Below are 15,406 nucleotides of genomic sequence, written 5' to 3' on the forward strand. Positions count from 1 at the left end.
CCTCAGGCGCGCTTGATGCGCGGGTCGACCGCGGTCTGCAGGATGTCGACGAGCAGGTTGATCAGGACGAAGAACATCGCCAGCACGAGGATCGTGCCCTGCAGCATCGGCAGGTCGCGGGTGAAGATGGCGTTGTTCAGGAGGAAGCCGGTGCCCGGCCAGGAGAACACCGTCTCGACCAGGATGGAGCCGCCGAGCAGCTGCGCGAGCTGCAGCCCCATCACCGCCAGCACGGCCGGCAGCGCGTTCTTGACGACATGGACGAAGACGCGCCGCCCGGGCAGGCCCTTGGCGTAGAGCGTCTGCATGTAGTCCTGCTTGCGCACCTCGGCGACGGTGCCGCGCACCGAGCGGGCGATGATGCCGGCGGGAATGACCGAGAGCGTCAGGGCAGGCAGGATCAGGTATTGCAGGCTGTCCCAGCCGAAGCCGAAGGAGCCCGACCCGCCTTCGCCCATGCCGGTGGCGGGCAGCAGGTTGAGGTTGACCGCGAAGACCACGATCAGGACCATGCCGAGCCAGTAATGCGGGATCGACACGCCGGTGATCGAGACGGCGGTGACGGCGCGGTCGGTCGGCGTGCCCGCGACATAGCCGGAGACGACTCCGAAGGCGCAGCCGAGCAGGAAGCCGAAGGTCACCGCCGCGGCCGCCAGCGTCAGCGTGTTGGCGATCGCCGGCAGCACCTCGGAGAGCACCGGCCGCCGCGTCATGATCGAGGTGCCGAAATCCCCGGTCACGACATGGCCGAGCCATTTCAGATACTGCACCGGCAGCGGCCGGTCGAAGCCATAGGCGGTGCGGATCTGCGCGATCATCTCCGGCGAGGCGCCTTCCGGGATGATCGCGCTCAGCGGGTCGCCCGGCGCCAGATGGATCAGCGCGAAGCACACCAGCGAGACGCCGATCGCGATCGGGACCGTGTAGAGAATGCGCCGCAGCACATAGATGAACATCGCCGAACTCCTCTGGACCTGTGGGGCGGCGGCAGCCGGGCCGCCGCACGGGGTCGGCTATTCGACGGTGACGGGCGTCAGGTCCTGGAACCAGCTCTGGGCCTGGACGAAGCCCTTGACGTTGGGCCGCAGCGCGCGCGGGTTGAGGTCGTGCACCGCCCAGATCCACATGTGGTCGGCGAGGATGACCTCGTGCAGCTCGGCCAGGAGCTTGTCCTGCTCCTTGGTGTCGAAGGTCTCCTTGGCCTTGCGGGCGAGGATGTCGGCCTTCTCGTTCTTGTAGCCGCCCCAGTTGAAGCCGAAGGGCACCGGCATGAAGGACGCGGCCGTGCCGATCAGCCCGATATCCGGATCCCAATAGGCGAAGGAGTTGTTGACGCCGTGCCGGCCCTTGTTCTCGGGCGCGAAGGCTCCGAGACGGCGGCGCGTCCGCAGCGCCTCCCAGTCGAGCACCTCGAACTCCATGTCGATGCCGACATCTCTGAAGTTCTCCTTGATGAACTCGTTCATTGGCAGCGGCTGCATCTGGCCGGAGCCCGAGGGCGAGATGATCACCTTGACCTTGACCGGCTTGTCGGGCCCGTAGCCGGCTTCCTTCAGCAGCTTCTTCGCGGCTTCGGGGTCGTAGCGCAGCGGCTCGGCCGGCTTGCCGTACCAGGGGTGACCCGGGTCGATATGGCCCTTGGCGGCGATCGCCATGCCGCCGAGCAGCTTGACCAGCCCGTCCCGGTCGATCGCGAGATTGGCCGCCTTGCGGACGCGGATGTCCTTGAACGGCGAATCCTCGAGATGGGAGAGCTGGTAGGGCCAGTTGTGCGGATAGACATTGGTGATGATCTGCATCTTCTGCTGGCGCAGCCGCGGGATCACGTCGGGCGGCGGCGCCTCGACGAAATCGACCTGGCCCGAGAGCAGCGCCGCCGAGCGCGTGTTGGCGTCGGGCATCGGCAGCAGGATCAGCCGCTCCGACTTGGGAATGCGGGCCTTGTCCCAATGGTTGGTGTTGCGCACCAGTTCGGCCCGCTCGCGCGGCTTGAACGACTCGATCATCCAGGGGCCGGTGCCCGAGGGCTTCTCGGCGAACTTGCCCCAGTCCTTGCCGACCTCCTCCCAGCGCGCCGGGCTCGACATGAAGAGATTGGCGAGCGCATAGGGCAGGACCGCGTCGACCGTCTTGGTGGTGATCTCGACGGTGTAGGTGTCGATCTTGCGCCAGCTCGCCAGCGTGCCGGACCAGAGCGAGCCCTGCGCGGCCTGGGCGGGATCGAACTCCGGCGTGTCCTTGCGCAGCAGCTTGTTGAAGTTGAACACCACGGCATCGGCCGTGAACTCCGAGCCGTCGTGGAATTTGGCGCCCTGGCGCAGCTTGAAGGTCCAGACCTTCTTGTCCGCCTCGCCGACGCTCCAGCTCTCCGCCAGCGCCGGGATGATGACCGGCGGCTTGTCGGAGCGCGACAGATCCCAGCGCGTCAGCCCGTCATAGGCGGTGATGCCCATGAAGCGGATGCCCTCGCCGCCCTGGCTGGGCTGACCGGTGGTGAGGGGGATGTCGGCGGCGGTCATCGCGACACGCAGCGTGCCCGGCTTGCCCTGCGCCCAGACCGACGGGGACACGCCGGTCATCAGGACGAGGCAGGAGGCGGCGAGAACCGATCGCGCCAGCGTGCGGCGCTTGAGGGAGATCATGGCGGGATCCTTCCGAAAGACTGGGGAGGGGCGCTTGCCGCGCGCCAAAAGGGGGAAGGCCTCTGCGCTTACTCGACCGAGACCGGCGTCAGGTCCTGGAACCAGCTCTGGGCCTGGACGAAGCCCTTGACGTTGGGCCGCATGGCGCGCGGGTTGAGGTCGTGGACGACCCAGATCCACATCGCCTCGTCGACGAGGCGGGTGTGCAGCTCGCCGAGGATCTTGTTCTGCTCGGCCGCGTCGAAGGTCGCCTTGGCCTTGAGCGCCAGTTCGTCGGCCTTGGCGTCCTTGTAGTCGCCCCAGTTGAACCCGACGGGGACGCGGGCGAAGGAACCGGCCGCCGCGATCAGGCCGATATCGGGGTCCCAATAGGCCCAGGAGTTGTTGATGCCGTGCCGGCCCTTGTTCTCGGGGGCGTCGGCGCCGAGGCGGCGGCGGGTGCGCAGCGCCTCCCAGTCCATCACCTCGAACTCCATGTCGATGCCGACATCCTTGAAGTTCTCCTTGATGAACTCGTTCATCGGGAGCGGCTGCATCTGCCCCGAGCCCGAAGGCGAGATGATCATCTTGACCTTGACGGGCTTGTCGGGGCCGTAGCCGGCCTCCTTCAGCAGCGCCTTGGCCTGAGCGGGGTCGTATCTGATCTGGAAGTTCGGCTTGCCGAACCAGGGGTGCTTGTCGTCCACCATGCCCTTGGCCGGCACGGCCAGCCCGCCCAGCATCTTGACGATGCCCTCGCGGTCGATCGCGAGATTGGCCGCCTTGCGGATGCGGATGTCCTTGAACGGCGAGTCGTCCAGGAAGGAGAGCTGGTAGGGCCAGATGTGGGGATACAGATTGGTGACGATCTGCATCTTCTGCTGCTTGAGCCGCGACACCGAGTCCGGCGGCGGCGCCTCGATCCAGTCGACCTGGCCCGAGAGCAGGGCGGCAACGCGGGTGTTGGCATCGGGCATCGGCAGCAGGATCAGCCGCGCCGACTTGGTGATGCGGGTCTTGTCCCAGTGGTCGGCATAGCGGACGAGCTCGGCGCGCTCGCGCGGCTTGAAGGATTCCAGCATCCAGGGGCCGGTCCCCGACGGCTTCTCGGCGAATTTGCTCCAGTCCTTGCCGAGCTCCTCCCAGCGCTTGGGGCTGGACATGAACAGGCTGGCGAGATTGTAGGGCAGGACGGCGTCGACCCGCTTGGTGGTGATCTCGACCGTCCAGTCGTCGATCTTCCGCCAGCTCGCGATCGGGGCGAAATAGGAGGCAGCCTGGTTCGCCTGGCTCTGGTCGAACTGCGGCGACTCCTTGTTCATCAGCTTGTCGAAGTTCCACACCACCGCGTCGGCGTTGAACTCCGAGCCGTCATGGAACTTGACGCCCTTGCGCAGGGTGAAGGTCCAGATCTTCTGATCGGCCGGGTTGACCACCCAGCTCTCCGCGAGGCCGGGAACGATCTGCGCGGCCTTGTCGGATTTGGAGAGGTCCCAGCGCGTCAGCCCGTCATAGAGCGTGATGCCCATGAAGCGGATGCCTTCGCCGCCCTGGCTCGGCTGGCCGGTGGTCAGGGGAATGTCGCCGGCGGTCATCGCGACACGCAGCACCCCCGGCCTGCTTTGCGCGCGGGCGGGTTCGGGCAGGGCGGTCAGCAGGCCGAGTGCCGCCAGCGAGGCCGCCGACGAGAGCCGCAGGAACGAACGTCTGGTCATGAACGAAACCCTTCCCGTGTTCGGTCAGTGCATCCTCGGTGTTCGCTCCCGGTGACCGGCGGCCTTGATGGCCGCTCTCGCTGGTGTCGCGCGATCGCTGCGTGGATCACGCGCCGTCGGACGGCATGAATTTCCGCGGGTCGAAGACATGGGCGGGCTCGTCGGCCCGGTCGCGGCCACGACGCAGCCGCATCAGCATCGGCTCGACATTGCCGTAGGCGACCACCAGCTCCTCGAAGAGGTCGGGCGGCAGCTCAAGCCCGGCCTGGCGCGCCATCACCGCGATGTCGTCGCGGCTGGCGGGGGCGGGCGGCACGGTCTTGGTCGCGGTCATGGGGCTCTCCCGTCAGGCGAGGTCGGGTGTGGCGAGATGCCAGTCGGTGGCGCGCTGATAGGCGTCGCCGGCGCGCAGCACCGTCGCCTCGTCGAAGGGGCGCCCGCCGAACTGGAGCGACAGCGGCAACCCGCCGGCCGAGAAACCGCAGGGCACGTTCAGCGCGGGCATTCCGGTGAGACTGAACGGCATCGTGACGAGCTGGCGCTTCTTGAAGAAGTCGACGCCCTCGGGATCGGCGGGGTCGGCCGGAGCGAGCCAGCCGGCGGTGACGAAGAGGTCGAAGCGGCCGAAATGCGCCATCATCCGGCTGGCGAGTTCGGCCCGCCAGCGCATCGCCTGGACATAGTCCTCGGCCCGCACCAGCCCGCCGGCCATGACGCGGCTGCGCAGCAGCTTGCCGAAATCCTGCGGCCGCGTGCGCATGTCCTTCTCGTGGACGCTGAACAGCTCAGCGATCGAGATCGTGGTCTTCGCGTCGACATAGTCGCGCAGCGGATCGAGCGTGACCGGCTCGACGATCGCCCCGAGGTCGCGCAGCACCGCCACCGCCGCATCCACGGCGGCGACGACCTCATCGGTCGCGTCCGCCTCGTACCAGTGCCGCACGAGCCCGATCCGCAGGCCCTTGATCGAGCCGGTCAGCGCGGCGAGATAGTCCGGCACCGGTTCGTCGATCGAACCCGGGTCGCGCGGGTCGTAGCCGGCGCAGGCCCCGAGCATGATCGCGCAGTCCTCGGCCGTGCGGGTCATCGGCCCGCAATGGTCGAGCGAATAGGTGTTGGGGTGGACGCCGCGCCGGCTGATGCGGCCATAGGTCGGCTTCAGCCCGGTGATGCCGCACATCGCGGCGGGCCAGCGCACCGAGCCGCCGGTGTCGGTGCCGATCGCGGCCGGAACGAAACGGGCGCCGACGGCCGCCCCCGAGCCGGACGAGGAGCCGCCCGGGAGGTAGTCGCGGTTCCACGGATTGCGCGCCGGCGGCCAGGGCAGGTCCCAGGACGGGCCGCCGATGGCGAACTCGAAGGTCGCGGTCTTGCCGATCAGGATGCCGCCCGCCGCCTCGAGCTTGCTGGCGACGGTCGCGCTCTCAGTCGGGAAGCGATCGACGAAGATTCTCGAATGCGAGGAGGACAGGACGCCGGCGGTGTCGACATTGTCCTTCAGCGCGAAGGGAATGCCGTGGAACGGTCCGCGATCGATCCCCTCCGCCAGTTCCCGCGCCGCGGTCTTCGCCTGCGCCAGCGCCGTCTCGGCGCAGACCGTGATGAAGCTGTTGAGACGCCCGTCATAGCGGGCGATCCGGTCGAGGCAGGTCTGGGTCAGCACGACGGGGGAGAGGTCGCCGGAGCGCATCATCCGTCCCAGTTCGAGAACGCTGAGATCCACCAGATCCGTGGTCGCGACCGGCTCAGCTTCGATGACGGACATGCGCTTCTCCTTCGATCTGCCGGTATTGCATGCAATGTAGGCGTCGATCGGGAGGCCGGTTCGCCCCCGTTGCCTGTCTCTCAGCAAGCCACATGCCAACCGATCCAGCGGTCTGTGGGCCCGATGCTGGATCTGGATTTCGCCTCGGAGGATCCGGATAAGAATCTGTATTTATTCGATTTAATCCTTGTATATCTCGTTCGCGGAGCCTGTGGCTCCGGTCCCGGCGCGGTTTCGATCGCATGGGCGGCCGACAAATCCCGGTTGACGCGACACTGTGCTCAATCCAGAGCCAGCGAAGCGATCCGCAGATGGGCAGGGCTTGGTGAGCGGCGCCGAATATCGTAACAAGATAAACATCTTAGAGGATGACTTCTTCGTTTTCGATTTTTGCATAAATTGTGTACAAAGAGCAGCGATCCGGAGTTGGCCTGGTTTGGTAGGCCCGAATTGCACAAGACGGAGGGCAGAGGGCGAGATGGTCACACGAGCGGAATCGGTCACCCGGCGCCTGCGCGAGGCGGTTCTCGGTGGCGCCTATATGCCGGGCGGGCGGCTGAACGAGATGGCGCTGGCGGAGGCCATGCAGGTGTCGCGCACGCCGGTGCGGGCGGCGCTGGGCGCGCTCTTCGCCGAGGGTCTGCTCGATTACGAGCCCAATTGCGGCTATGTCGTCCGCCGCCTCTCGCTCGACGAGGCCGTCCACATCTACACGGTCCGGGCGACGCTCGAGGGGCTGGCCGCACGTCTGGCGGCCGAGATCGGGCTGGCCGATGCCGCGCGCCAGCGCTTTCGCGAGACGCTCGACGAAATGGAGCGGCTGGTCGCCGGCGACAGCTGGGGCGATGCCGAGCAGCAGCGTTGGGGCGACCTCAACATCGCCTTCCACGGCCAGATCATCGCAGCCTCCGGCAATGGCTACCTCGCCAATTCGATTCAGCGGACGCGCACCCTGCCGCTGCTGACCGAATCCGGCGTCCGGACCTTCCTCGCCGAACGCGCCGTGGTCTGGTGGGATCGCGCGGCCTATCGCCGCTCGCAGGACGATCACCTCGACCTGGGCGAGGCCATCCTGGCCCGGCAGGGCGGGCGAGCCGAGGCGGTGATGCGCGAGCATGTCGAACGCGCCGGCCGGCTGATCGGGCGCAAGCTCGCCAACCGCTCCGAGGCGGCGCTCGCGCTGTCATGAGCCTTGCAGGAGAGCCTTGTCTGGGCAGGGCGTCCTCGCATGAACGGTCAGATCGATCCCGCCATCCTGGGCATCGGCCGCGTGGTTGCCTCGGCCGGATGCATGCCATAGCTAGGATGAACTGCATGCAATCGAGCGCTCGGCCGCGGGGCCAGGCGCCGGTTTGGACCTGATCCAGCGCGAGGTCACGATGGCGACGACGGCTTCCCTGCTCCTGCGCGATGTCCGCCCCTATGCCGGGGCGGCGACCGACATCCTGATCGAGAACGGCCGCATCGCCCGGATCGCGACCGGGATCGAGGCGCCCGGCGTCCCGGTGGAGGAGGGACGCGGCGAGATCGTCGTGCCCGGCCTCGTCGAGGCGCACACCCATCTCGACAAGAACCTGCTCGGCCTGCCCTGGTATGTGAACCAGGTCGGCCCGAACCTGCTCGACAAGATCGACAACGAGCGGATGAACAAGAAGCGGCTCGACATCGAGCCCGCCCGGCAGTCGGCCCGACAGGCGGTGCGGGCCTCGGTCTGCGGCGCGACCCAGATCCGCAGCCATGTCGACGTCGATACCGAGCATGGGTTGTGGGGCATCGAGGGCGTGATGGCGACCCGCGATGCCTGGCGCGACATCGTCGACATCGAGCTGGTCGCCTTTCCGCAATCGGGCCTGCTGCGCCGCCCGGGCACGCTCGAGATCATGGACGCGGCCATGAAGGCCGGCTGCGAGGTCGTCGGCGGGCTCGATCCCTGCGGCATCGACCGCGACCCCAAGGGCCATCTCGACGCGATCTTCGGGCTCTGCCAGCGCTATGGGAAGCCGCTCGACATCCACCTGCACGAGCCCGGGGAAATGGGCGCGTTTTCGCTCGACCTGATCATCGAGCGGACGCGGGTGCTGGGCATGCAGGGCAAGGTCGCGATCAGCCACGCCTTCTGCCTGGGCACGCCGGATCCGGCGCTTGTGGATCCCCTCATCGAGGCGATCGCCGAACTCGATATCGCCATCGTCACCACGGCACCGGCGAGCCGCCCGGTTCCCGCCGTCAAGCGCATGCTCGCCGCCGGCATCCGCATCGCCGCCGGCTCGGACGGCATCCGCGACACCTGGAACCCCTACGGCAATGGCGACATGCTGGAGCGCGCCGTGCTCGTCGGCCTGCGCAACAATCTCCGCCGTGACGACGAGGTCCGGCTCGCGCTCGACACCTGCACCGTCGAGGGCGCGAAGCTGATGGAGGTCGCCGATTACGGGCTGGCCGAGGGCTGCGCCGCCGACCTGCTGATCCTGCCCGGCGAGACGCTGGCCGAGGCGGTCGTCAACCGCTCGCCGAACCGCCGCGTCCTGAAGCGCGGCCGCATCGTCGCCCGCGACGGGGTGCCGCTGCGCCCGGCGCCCTGAGGCCGAAGCTCAGTTCTTCTTGAGCCCCGACAGGCTGCGCGCCTCGACCTGGTCCATGGCGCGCACCTGGCCCCAGAAGCTCGCCGGCGTTTCCAGCAGAGGCCGGTATCCGCAGTAATCGAGCATCCATTCCGTCTGGGCCTGCGCCGTGTCGAGCACCGCATCCTCGTTGACGAACATCGCCTTGCGGCCGCGCAGCGCGATCCGGCCATCGACGATGACGGTGTCGACGTCGTTGCCATTGGCGAAGTAGACCAGCCGGAACAGCGGCATGTTGGCCGGGTAGAGATGCGGCCGGCGCCAGTCGAGCAGCACGACGTCGGCCTTCTTGCCGACCTCCAGCGAGCCGATCTCGTCGGCCATGCCGAGCGCCCGCGCGGCATCCACCGTGCACATCTCCAGCACCCGTCCCGGCGGCAGCCAGCTCGGATCGTGGTGGAAGGTGCGGTGGTAATGCATGCATTGCTGCATGTGCCGGAACATGTCGCCCGAGCGGTCCGGCGCTGTGGCATCCGAGCCAAGGCAGACATTGGCGCCGGCCTCCAGCAGCTCGGTGACCGGGCAGCGCGCCAGGATCGAGGCGACGGCGGACGGATTATGGACGATATGCGTGCCGGTATCGGCGACGATCGCGATCTCCTCGTCCGTCAGCGCGGTCGAGTGCGAGAGCAGCGCATGGGGCCCGAGAATGCCGAGCTCCCTGGCATAGGCGACGCTGCCCCTGGTGTGCCCGTCCTGGGTGAAGACGAGCCCGGCCTCCCTGGCGAAATCGGACATGCGGCGGCCCTGCGCACGCGCATCCGCCAGATCCGACGCGCTGAGCCCGGCCTCGTGCTCGGCCCGCAGCGTCGGCGTGATCAGCGCGATGTTGAGCCGCTTGCCGAGCCGGCCATGCTGCGTCTCGACCAGCGATTGGCAGGTCGCGAACATGTCCTCGAAGGTCGTGGCATGCTCCTTGGCCTCGCCGTTCTCGAAGCGCGCATAGGTCCGCGGGAAGGGCGGGCGCGTGGCGCCGACCGCCAGCACCGAGCGCGTGCCGACCTCGGCGACGCCGTCGAGATGCGCCTCGCCATAAACAGGCTCGTCGCAGCGCATGATCGTGTCGCCGCCGCCGAGCAGCGCGACCGCGGTCGTCACCCCGAAGCGCAGCCGCTCCAGCGCCGCGAGCTGCGCCTCCGCGCGCCACCATTCCGGCGTCGAGGCGACGGTGTAGACCCTGTGGCAGACCTCGTACCATTCGTCGCTGCGCCCGCCGCCCATGGTCTTGATCAGGCCGTGGCCGGCATGGGTGTGCGCGTCGATCAGACCCGGCATCACGATCTTGCCGGCGGCGTCGATGACGGTGGCGGCATCGCCATGGCTGATCGCGAGTTCGGCGCTGGTGCCGACGGCGACGATGCGGTCGCCTTTGATCGCGACGGCGCCGTCCTCGATGACGCGGCGGGTGCCGTCCATCGTCACGACGACGCCGTGCTGGATCAGGATGTCGGTCATGGTCGTCTCCTCGGGCCCTATGTGTTCTGTTCGGTGAAGCCGGCCGTCAGGCTTCACCGCGAATGCGCTCGAGTGTCGGCACGAGCGAGAGCAATTGCCGGGTGTAATCGGCCTGGGGCGCCGTGAAGAGCGTCTCGGCCGCCGCCATCTCGACGATCCGGCCCGCGCGCATCACCGCGACCCGGTCACACATCTGGCGGATCACCGCGAGGTCGTGGCTGATCAGCAGCAGGGTCAGACCGGTCACGTCGCGCAGATCCTTGAGCAGGTTGAGGATCTGCGCCTGGACGGAGACGTCGAGCGAGGAGGTCGGTTCGTCGCAGACGATCAGTCGCGGCCTCGCCCCCAGCGCCCGCGCGATCGAGAGCCGCTGGCGCTGGCCGCCGGAGAAGGCATGCGGGAAGCGCTGCGCGGCTTCCGCTGGCAGGCCGACGGCCTCGATCAGCAGGCCGACATCGGCCTCGGCCTCGGCCCGTGTCCGCGCCAGCTCGTAGAACAGGATCGGCTCCGCCAGGATGCGGCCGACCCGCATCCGCGCGTTCAGCGAGGAATAGGGGTCCTGGAAGATCATCTGGATCGCGCGCCGGGCCTTGCCCTTGCGCGGCGCCGCCTCCGCGCCGGCGATCACCTGGCCGTCGAAGCGGATGGTGCCGCCGGTCGGCGCCCGCAGGCCCGCCACCACATTGGCGATCGTGGTCTTGCCGCATCCGGATTCGCCGACGAGGCCGAAGACCTCGCCCTGACGGATTTCGAAGCTCACCCCGTCGACGGCCCGGAAGGCGCGGGCGCCACGGCCGGCGAGGAAGCCCGCCCCGTAATCGACGCTCAGGTTGTCGACGCTGAGCAGGGGCACGTCGCGACCCGACGACGGGTCCCCGACGGCCAGGGCCTTCGCCCGCAGCTGGTCTCGCGCGGCGCCGGCCTCGGTCTGGTTCGCCCCGTCGAGCATCGGAAAGCGGTCGAGCCGGATATCGATGCGCGGCACGGCGCCGATCAGCGCCTTCGCATAGTCCGCCTGGGGATGGCGCAGGACCTGCGCCACCGGCCCGCTCTCGACGATGTGGCCGCGATGCATGATCGTCACCGTGTCGGCGATCTGCGCGACGACGCCCATATTGTGGGTGACGAGCAGGATGCCGATGCCGCGCTGATCTGCGAGGCCACGCAGCAGGTCGAGGATCTGCGCCTGGATCGAGACGTCGAGCGCGGTCGTCGGCTCGTCGGCCACAAGCAGCCGGGGCTCGCAGGCCAGCGCGCAGGCGATGACGACGCGCTGCCGCTGCCCGCCGGAGAGCTGGTGCGGATAGGCCGACAGCCGCCGCTCGGGCTCGGGAATGCCGACCGCCTTGAGCAGCTCGAGCGCGCGCGTCCGCGCCGCGGCCCGGTCGAGCGGCAGATGCGCCCGCAGCGTCTCGACGATCTGGCTCTCGATCGTGAAGAGCGGGTTCAGGCTCGTCATCGGGTCCTGGAACACCGCGCCGATGTCGCGCCCGAGCCGTACCGCGCCGGGCTTCTGCGGGTCGAAGGGTTGGCCGTCGAGCGCGATCGTGCCCGAGGCGATCCGGCCGGGCTTTTCGAGCAGGCCGAGCACCGCATTGCCGATCGTCGTCTTGCCCGCGCCGGATTCACCCACCAGCGCATGGACCTCGCCCGGCGCGATCGAGAGCGTGGCGCCCTCGACGGCCGTCAGCACGCCGCCATCGGCCAGCGGGTATTCGATCCGCAGCCGGTCGATGGCGAGGATGGGGGCTACCGCGCTCATCCGCGCCCCCGCAGCTTCGGGTTGAACAGGTCGCGCAGCCAGTCGCCGACGATGTTGACGCCGAGCACCAGCAGCACCAGCAGCAGCGCCGGAAACAGCGCGATCCACCAGACGCCGGAGAAGACGAACTCGTTGCCGATGCGGATCAGCGTGCCGAGCGAGGGATAGGTCGGCGGCATGCCGACGCCGAGGAAGGAGAGGGTGGCTTCCGTCAGCACGGCGGCGGCGAGGTTGATCGTCGCGATCACCAGCACCGGCCCCATCACATTGGGCAGGATGTGCCGCAGCATGATCTGCCGGGAGGGCAGGCCGATCACCTTGACCGCGCGGACATAGTCGCGCGCGCTCTCGACCATGGTCGCAGCCCGCACGGTGCGCGCATACTGCACCCATTCATGGATCGCGATCGCCCCGATCAGGATGAAGGGCGCCCATTCGGCCGAACTCGCCGCGGGAAACAGCATCCGCGCCACCCCGGCGACGAGCAGGGCGAGGAGGATGGTCGGGAAGCTCAGGATGATGTCGCCGAAGCGCATGATCGCGGCATCGACCCAGCCGCCGAAATAGCCCGCGATCAGGCCGAGCCCGACGCCGACCACCGCCGCCACCATCACCGCGCCGCCGCCGATCAGGATCGAGACCCGCGCGCCGTAGAGCATGGCGGAAAGCAGGTCGCGGCCCTGGTTGTCGGTGCCGAGCAGGAAGCGCGGATCGCCATCGGGCGAGAAGCGCGGCGGCAGCTCCGCGTCGATCAGGTTGAAGCTGGTCAGATCGGTCGGATCGAACGGCGCGATCACCGGTGCCAGGGCGGCCGCCGCCACGATGACGACGGCCATCAGCCCGGCGAGCCAGACCGAAAGCGGCACGCGCCGCAGCCGCCTGGAGAGGGAAGCCGCCACGGTCAGGCCCTCACGCGTAGGCGCGGATCGACCAGCGCATAGAGCAGGTCGACGGCGGTGTTGATCAACACGAAGAGCAGCCCGACGAAGAGCAGATAGGCCGCCATCACCGGCACGTCCGAGAAGCTGACCGCCTGGATGAAGAGCAACCCCATGCCCGGCCACTGGAAGACGGTCTCGGTGACGATGGCGAAGGCGATCAGCGAGCCGATCTGCAGGCCGGTCACGGTGATCACCGGCATCAGCGCATTGCGCAGCGCCAGCGTGAAATGGATGTGCCGGGCCGACAGGCCGCGCGCCCGGGCGAAGCGGATATAGTCGCTGGAGAGCACGTCGATCAGCTCCGAGCGGACGAGCCGCATGATCAGCGTCAGCTGGTAGAGCGCCAGCGTGATCGAGGGCAGGGTCAGCGCCTTGAGCCCGCTCAGCGTCAGCAGGCCGGTCGACCACGGGCCGATCTGCACCGTCTCGCCCCGGCCGAAGGAGGGCAACAGGCCGAGCGTCACCGCGAAGGTCAGGATCAGCACGATTCCCGTCACGAAGGTCGGCGTCGAAATGCCGATCAGCGACACCGCCTGGACCAGCCGTGCCGCAACCCCGTCCGGCTTCAGCGCACAGAGCACGCCGAGCGGGATGCCGAGCGCCAGCGACAGCAGCGTCGCGACGAGAACCAGTTCGAGCGTCGCCGGCAGCCGCTCCGCGATCAGGGTCGCCACGGGGCGCTGGTTGCGGAAACTGATGCCGAAGTCGCCGCGCACGATCCGGCTCAGGAAGCCCGCGAACTGCACGACGACCGGCCGGTCGAGCCCGAGCTGCTCGCGCAGCTCGGCCTTTTCGGCGATCGTCGCATTCTCCCGCGAGAGGGCCGCGACAGGGTCCCCGACGAAGCGGAACATCCCGAAGGACACCGCCGAGACCGCGAGCATGACGAGCGCGGCCTGGCCGAGGCGGGCGAGAAGCAGGCGCAGCATCAGTCTGGGGACCGTCCGGTCGCTGGCGTCACTTCACCTGAGCGAACCAGAGGCGGACATACTCGTCCGGGAACTGCGGTACATCGAGGCCCTGGCGCGAGGCCCAGGCGACCGGCTGCAGATGCAGGGGGATATAGGCGATGGTGTCCTTGGCGACCTTGAGCGCCTGGACCATCATCGCGCGCCGCTTGGGCTCGTCGAGCTCGACCGCCGCCTCCCGCGTCAGCCGCTCGATCTCGGGGTTGGTGTAGCCCATCGGGTTCGAGCCGCCGAAACCGTCCTTCGGCGCGGTCAGCAGGGCCGAGAGCACGCTGAACCCGTCCATCGGCGGCAGGGTCGCCCAGCCCAGCATGAAGGAGTCGAACTCGCCGCGGTCCTGCTTCGGGAAATAGGTGGCGCGCGATTCCGTCTTCACATCGGTCTGCACGCCGATGCGGCTCCACATCGCGGCGACCGCGACGCAGATGGCCTCGTCGTTGATGTAGCGGTCGTTGGGGCAGTTCAGCCCGAGCTTGAAGCCGTTGGGATAGCCGGCTTCAGCGAGCAGCGCCTTGGCCTTGTCGGCGCTGTAGCCGGGCAGCGTGTCGTTAGCCTTGTCGTAGCCCGGCACCGGCGGCGCCACGAGCGTGCCGGTGTTCTGGGACTTGCCGCGCATGACGCGCTTCTGGATCGCGTCGAGGTCGATGCCCTGCCAGAGCGCCTGCCTGACCTTGAGGTCCTTGAGCGGGTTCTTCTCGCCCGGCATCGACTTGAGTTCGTCGCGCTGGCTCAGGCCGAGGAAGATCAGCCGCAGCGAGGGCTCCTCGATCACCTTGAAGGCGCTGTTGGCGCCGATCCGGGCGAGATCCTGCAGCGGGGCCGGGGCGATCAGGTCGAGTTCACCCGACAGCAGCGCGGCCACCCGGGTGGCGTCCGATTTGATCGGCTTGAATTCGATGCGCGTGATGTTGTGCTCGGGCTTGTCCCACCAGTCCGGGTTCACGACCATGTTCGTGCCGGCGTCCGGCTTGAACGACTCCAGCTTGAACGGGCCCGTGCCGATGGCGGTAGTGGAGGCGGCGGTGCTGACGCCGGTGGCGATGTTGCCGGGCTTGAGCGAGCCCGTCTGCTCCATCCACTCCTTGTCCATGATGTAGATGCCGGCGAGATCGTTCAGCAGCAGCGGGTAGGGGCCCTTGGTGACGAGATCGACGGTGAAGTCGTCGACCTTCTCGGCCCGGATGACCTGCGAGAGGTTGCCGCGGGCGCGGGCGCCGGGGTCGAGCAGGCGGGTCACGGAGGCGACGACGTCGTCGGCGGTGAAGGCGTTGCCATTGTGGAACTTCACGCCCTTGCGCAGCTCGAAGCGCCAGGTGTCGGGCTTGACCGTCTTCCAGCTCGTCGCCAGCGCCGGCTCGAGCTGCATCGTCCGCCCGCGGCGCACCAGCGGGTCGAAGACGTGGTGGAGCATCGAAGTGGTGAAGCTCTCGGTCTGGGCGAAGGGATCGAGCGTCGCGATGTCGGTCGGTGCCGACCAGCGCACAGTCTTTGCCTCCGCGGCCGTCGAGATCAGGGCGGCGGCCGAGACGGCGGCCAAAAGCATGGCGATGCGGTTCAT

General features: G+C 68.3%; 12 protein-coding genes. 2 read left to right on the forward strand and 10 right to left on the reverse strand.

All coding sequences use genetic code 11. The features are described from left to right. Positions 1 to 2 precede the first annotated feature (2 nt). The 5 genes from BSY19_RS15660 to BSY19_RS15680 form a co-directional block, all read right to left on the reverse strand. Positions 3 to 956, reverse strand: coding sequence for an ABC transporter permease (locus BSY19_RS15660; protein WP_069054953.1), 954 nt, complete (start codon positions 954 to 956; stop codon positions 3 to 5). Positions 957 to 1,013: 57 nt separating this feature from the next. Continuing rightward, positions 1,014 to 2,642: an ABC transporter substrate-binding protein gene (locus BSY19_RS15665; protein WP_069054954.1), complete on the reverse strand. Its 1,629-nt coding sequence runs from the start codon at positions 2,640 to 2,642 to the stop codon at positions 1,014 to 1,016. A gap of 68 nt (positions 2,643 to 2,710) precedes the next feature. Next, positions 2,711 to 4,336, reverse strand: coding sequence for an ABC transporter substrate-binding protein (locus BSY19_RS15670; RefSeq protein ID WP_069054955.1), 1,626 nt, complete (start codon positions 4,334 to 4,336; stop codon positions 2,711 to 2,713). 106 nt (positions 4,337 to 4,442) lie between these two features. Then, positions 4,443 to 4,670, reverse strand: a complete 228-nt coding sequence (locus BSY19_RS15675) for a hypothetical protein (protein ID WP_069054956.1) — start codon at positions 4,668 to 4,670, stop codon at positions 4,443 to 4,445. Positions 4,671 to 4,682: 12 nt separating this feature from the next. After that, positions 4,683 to 6,101 carry an amidase gene (locus BSY19_RS15680; RefSeq protein ID WP_069054957.1) on the reverse strand — a complete coding sequence of 473 codons (1,419 nt, stop codon included), beginning with the start codon at positions 6,099 to 6,101 and terminating at the stop codon, positions 4,683 to 4,685. Positions 6,102 to 6,579: 478 nt separating this feature from the next. Between BSY19_RS15680 and BSY19_RS15685 the strand changes: the two genes are divergently transcribed. Then, positions 6,580 to 7,290: a GntR family transcriptional regulator gene (locus BSY19_RS15685; RefSeq protein WP_069054958.1), complete on the forward strand. Its 711-nt coding sequence runs from the start codon at positions 6,580 to 6,582 to the stop codon at positions 7,288 to 7,290. Between the two features lie 190 nt (positions 7,291 to 7,480). Next, positions 7,481 to 8,683, forward strand: coding sequence for an amidohydrolase family protein (locus BSY19_RS15690; RefSeq protein WP_069057162.1), 1,203 nt, complete (start codon positions 7,481 to 7,483; stop codon positions 8,681 to 8,683). Between the two features lie 9 nt (positions 8,684 to 8,692). Here the strand turns inward: BSY19_RS15690 and BSY19_RS15695 are convergent, their stop codons facing one another. The 5 genes from BSY19_RS15695 to BSY19_RS15715 form a co-directional block, all read right to left on the reverse strand. After that, a complete protein-coding gene (locus BSY19_RS15695) occupies positions 8,693 to 10,177 on the reverse strand; it encodes an amidohydrolase family protein (RefSeq protein ID WP_069054959.1) in 1,485 nt (494 codons plus the stop codon). Between the two features lie 46 nt (positions 10,178 to 10,223). Then, complete coding sequence (locus BSY19_RS15700) at positions 10,224 to 11,939, reverse strand: dipeptide ABC transporter ATP-binding protein (RefSeq protein ID WP_069054960.1); 1,716 nt, start codon at positions 11,937 to 11,939, stop codon at positions 10,224 to 10,226. Further along, positions 11,936 to 12,775, reverse strand: coding sequence for an ABC transporter permease (locus BSY19_RS15705; protein ID WP_083247926.1), 840 nt, complete (start codon positions 12,773 to 12,775; stop codon positions 11,936 to 11,938). The genes BSY19_RS15700 and BSY19_RS15705 overlap by 4 nt, the downstream gene beginning before the upstream one ends. Positions 12,776 to 12,840: 65 nt before the next feature. Next, positions 12,841 to 13,809, reverse strand: a complete 969-nt coding sequence (locus tag BSY19_RS15710; protein ID WP_069054962.1) for an ABC transporter permease — start codon at positions 13,807 to 13,809, stop codon at positions 12,841 to 12,843. Between the two features lie 28 nt (positions 13,810 to 13,837). After that, positions 13,838 to 15,406, reverse strand: a complete 1,569-nt coding sequence (locus tag BSY19_RS15715) for an ABC transporter substrate-binding protein (RefSeq protein ID WP_069054963.1) — start codon at positions 15,404 to 15,406, stop codon at positions 13,838 to 13,840.

This window comes from Bosea sp. RAC05, from assembly GCF_001713455.1.
Taxonomy (GTDB): domain Bacteria; phylum Pseudomonadota; class Alphaproteobacteria; order Rhizobiales; family Beijerinckiaceae; genus Allobosea.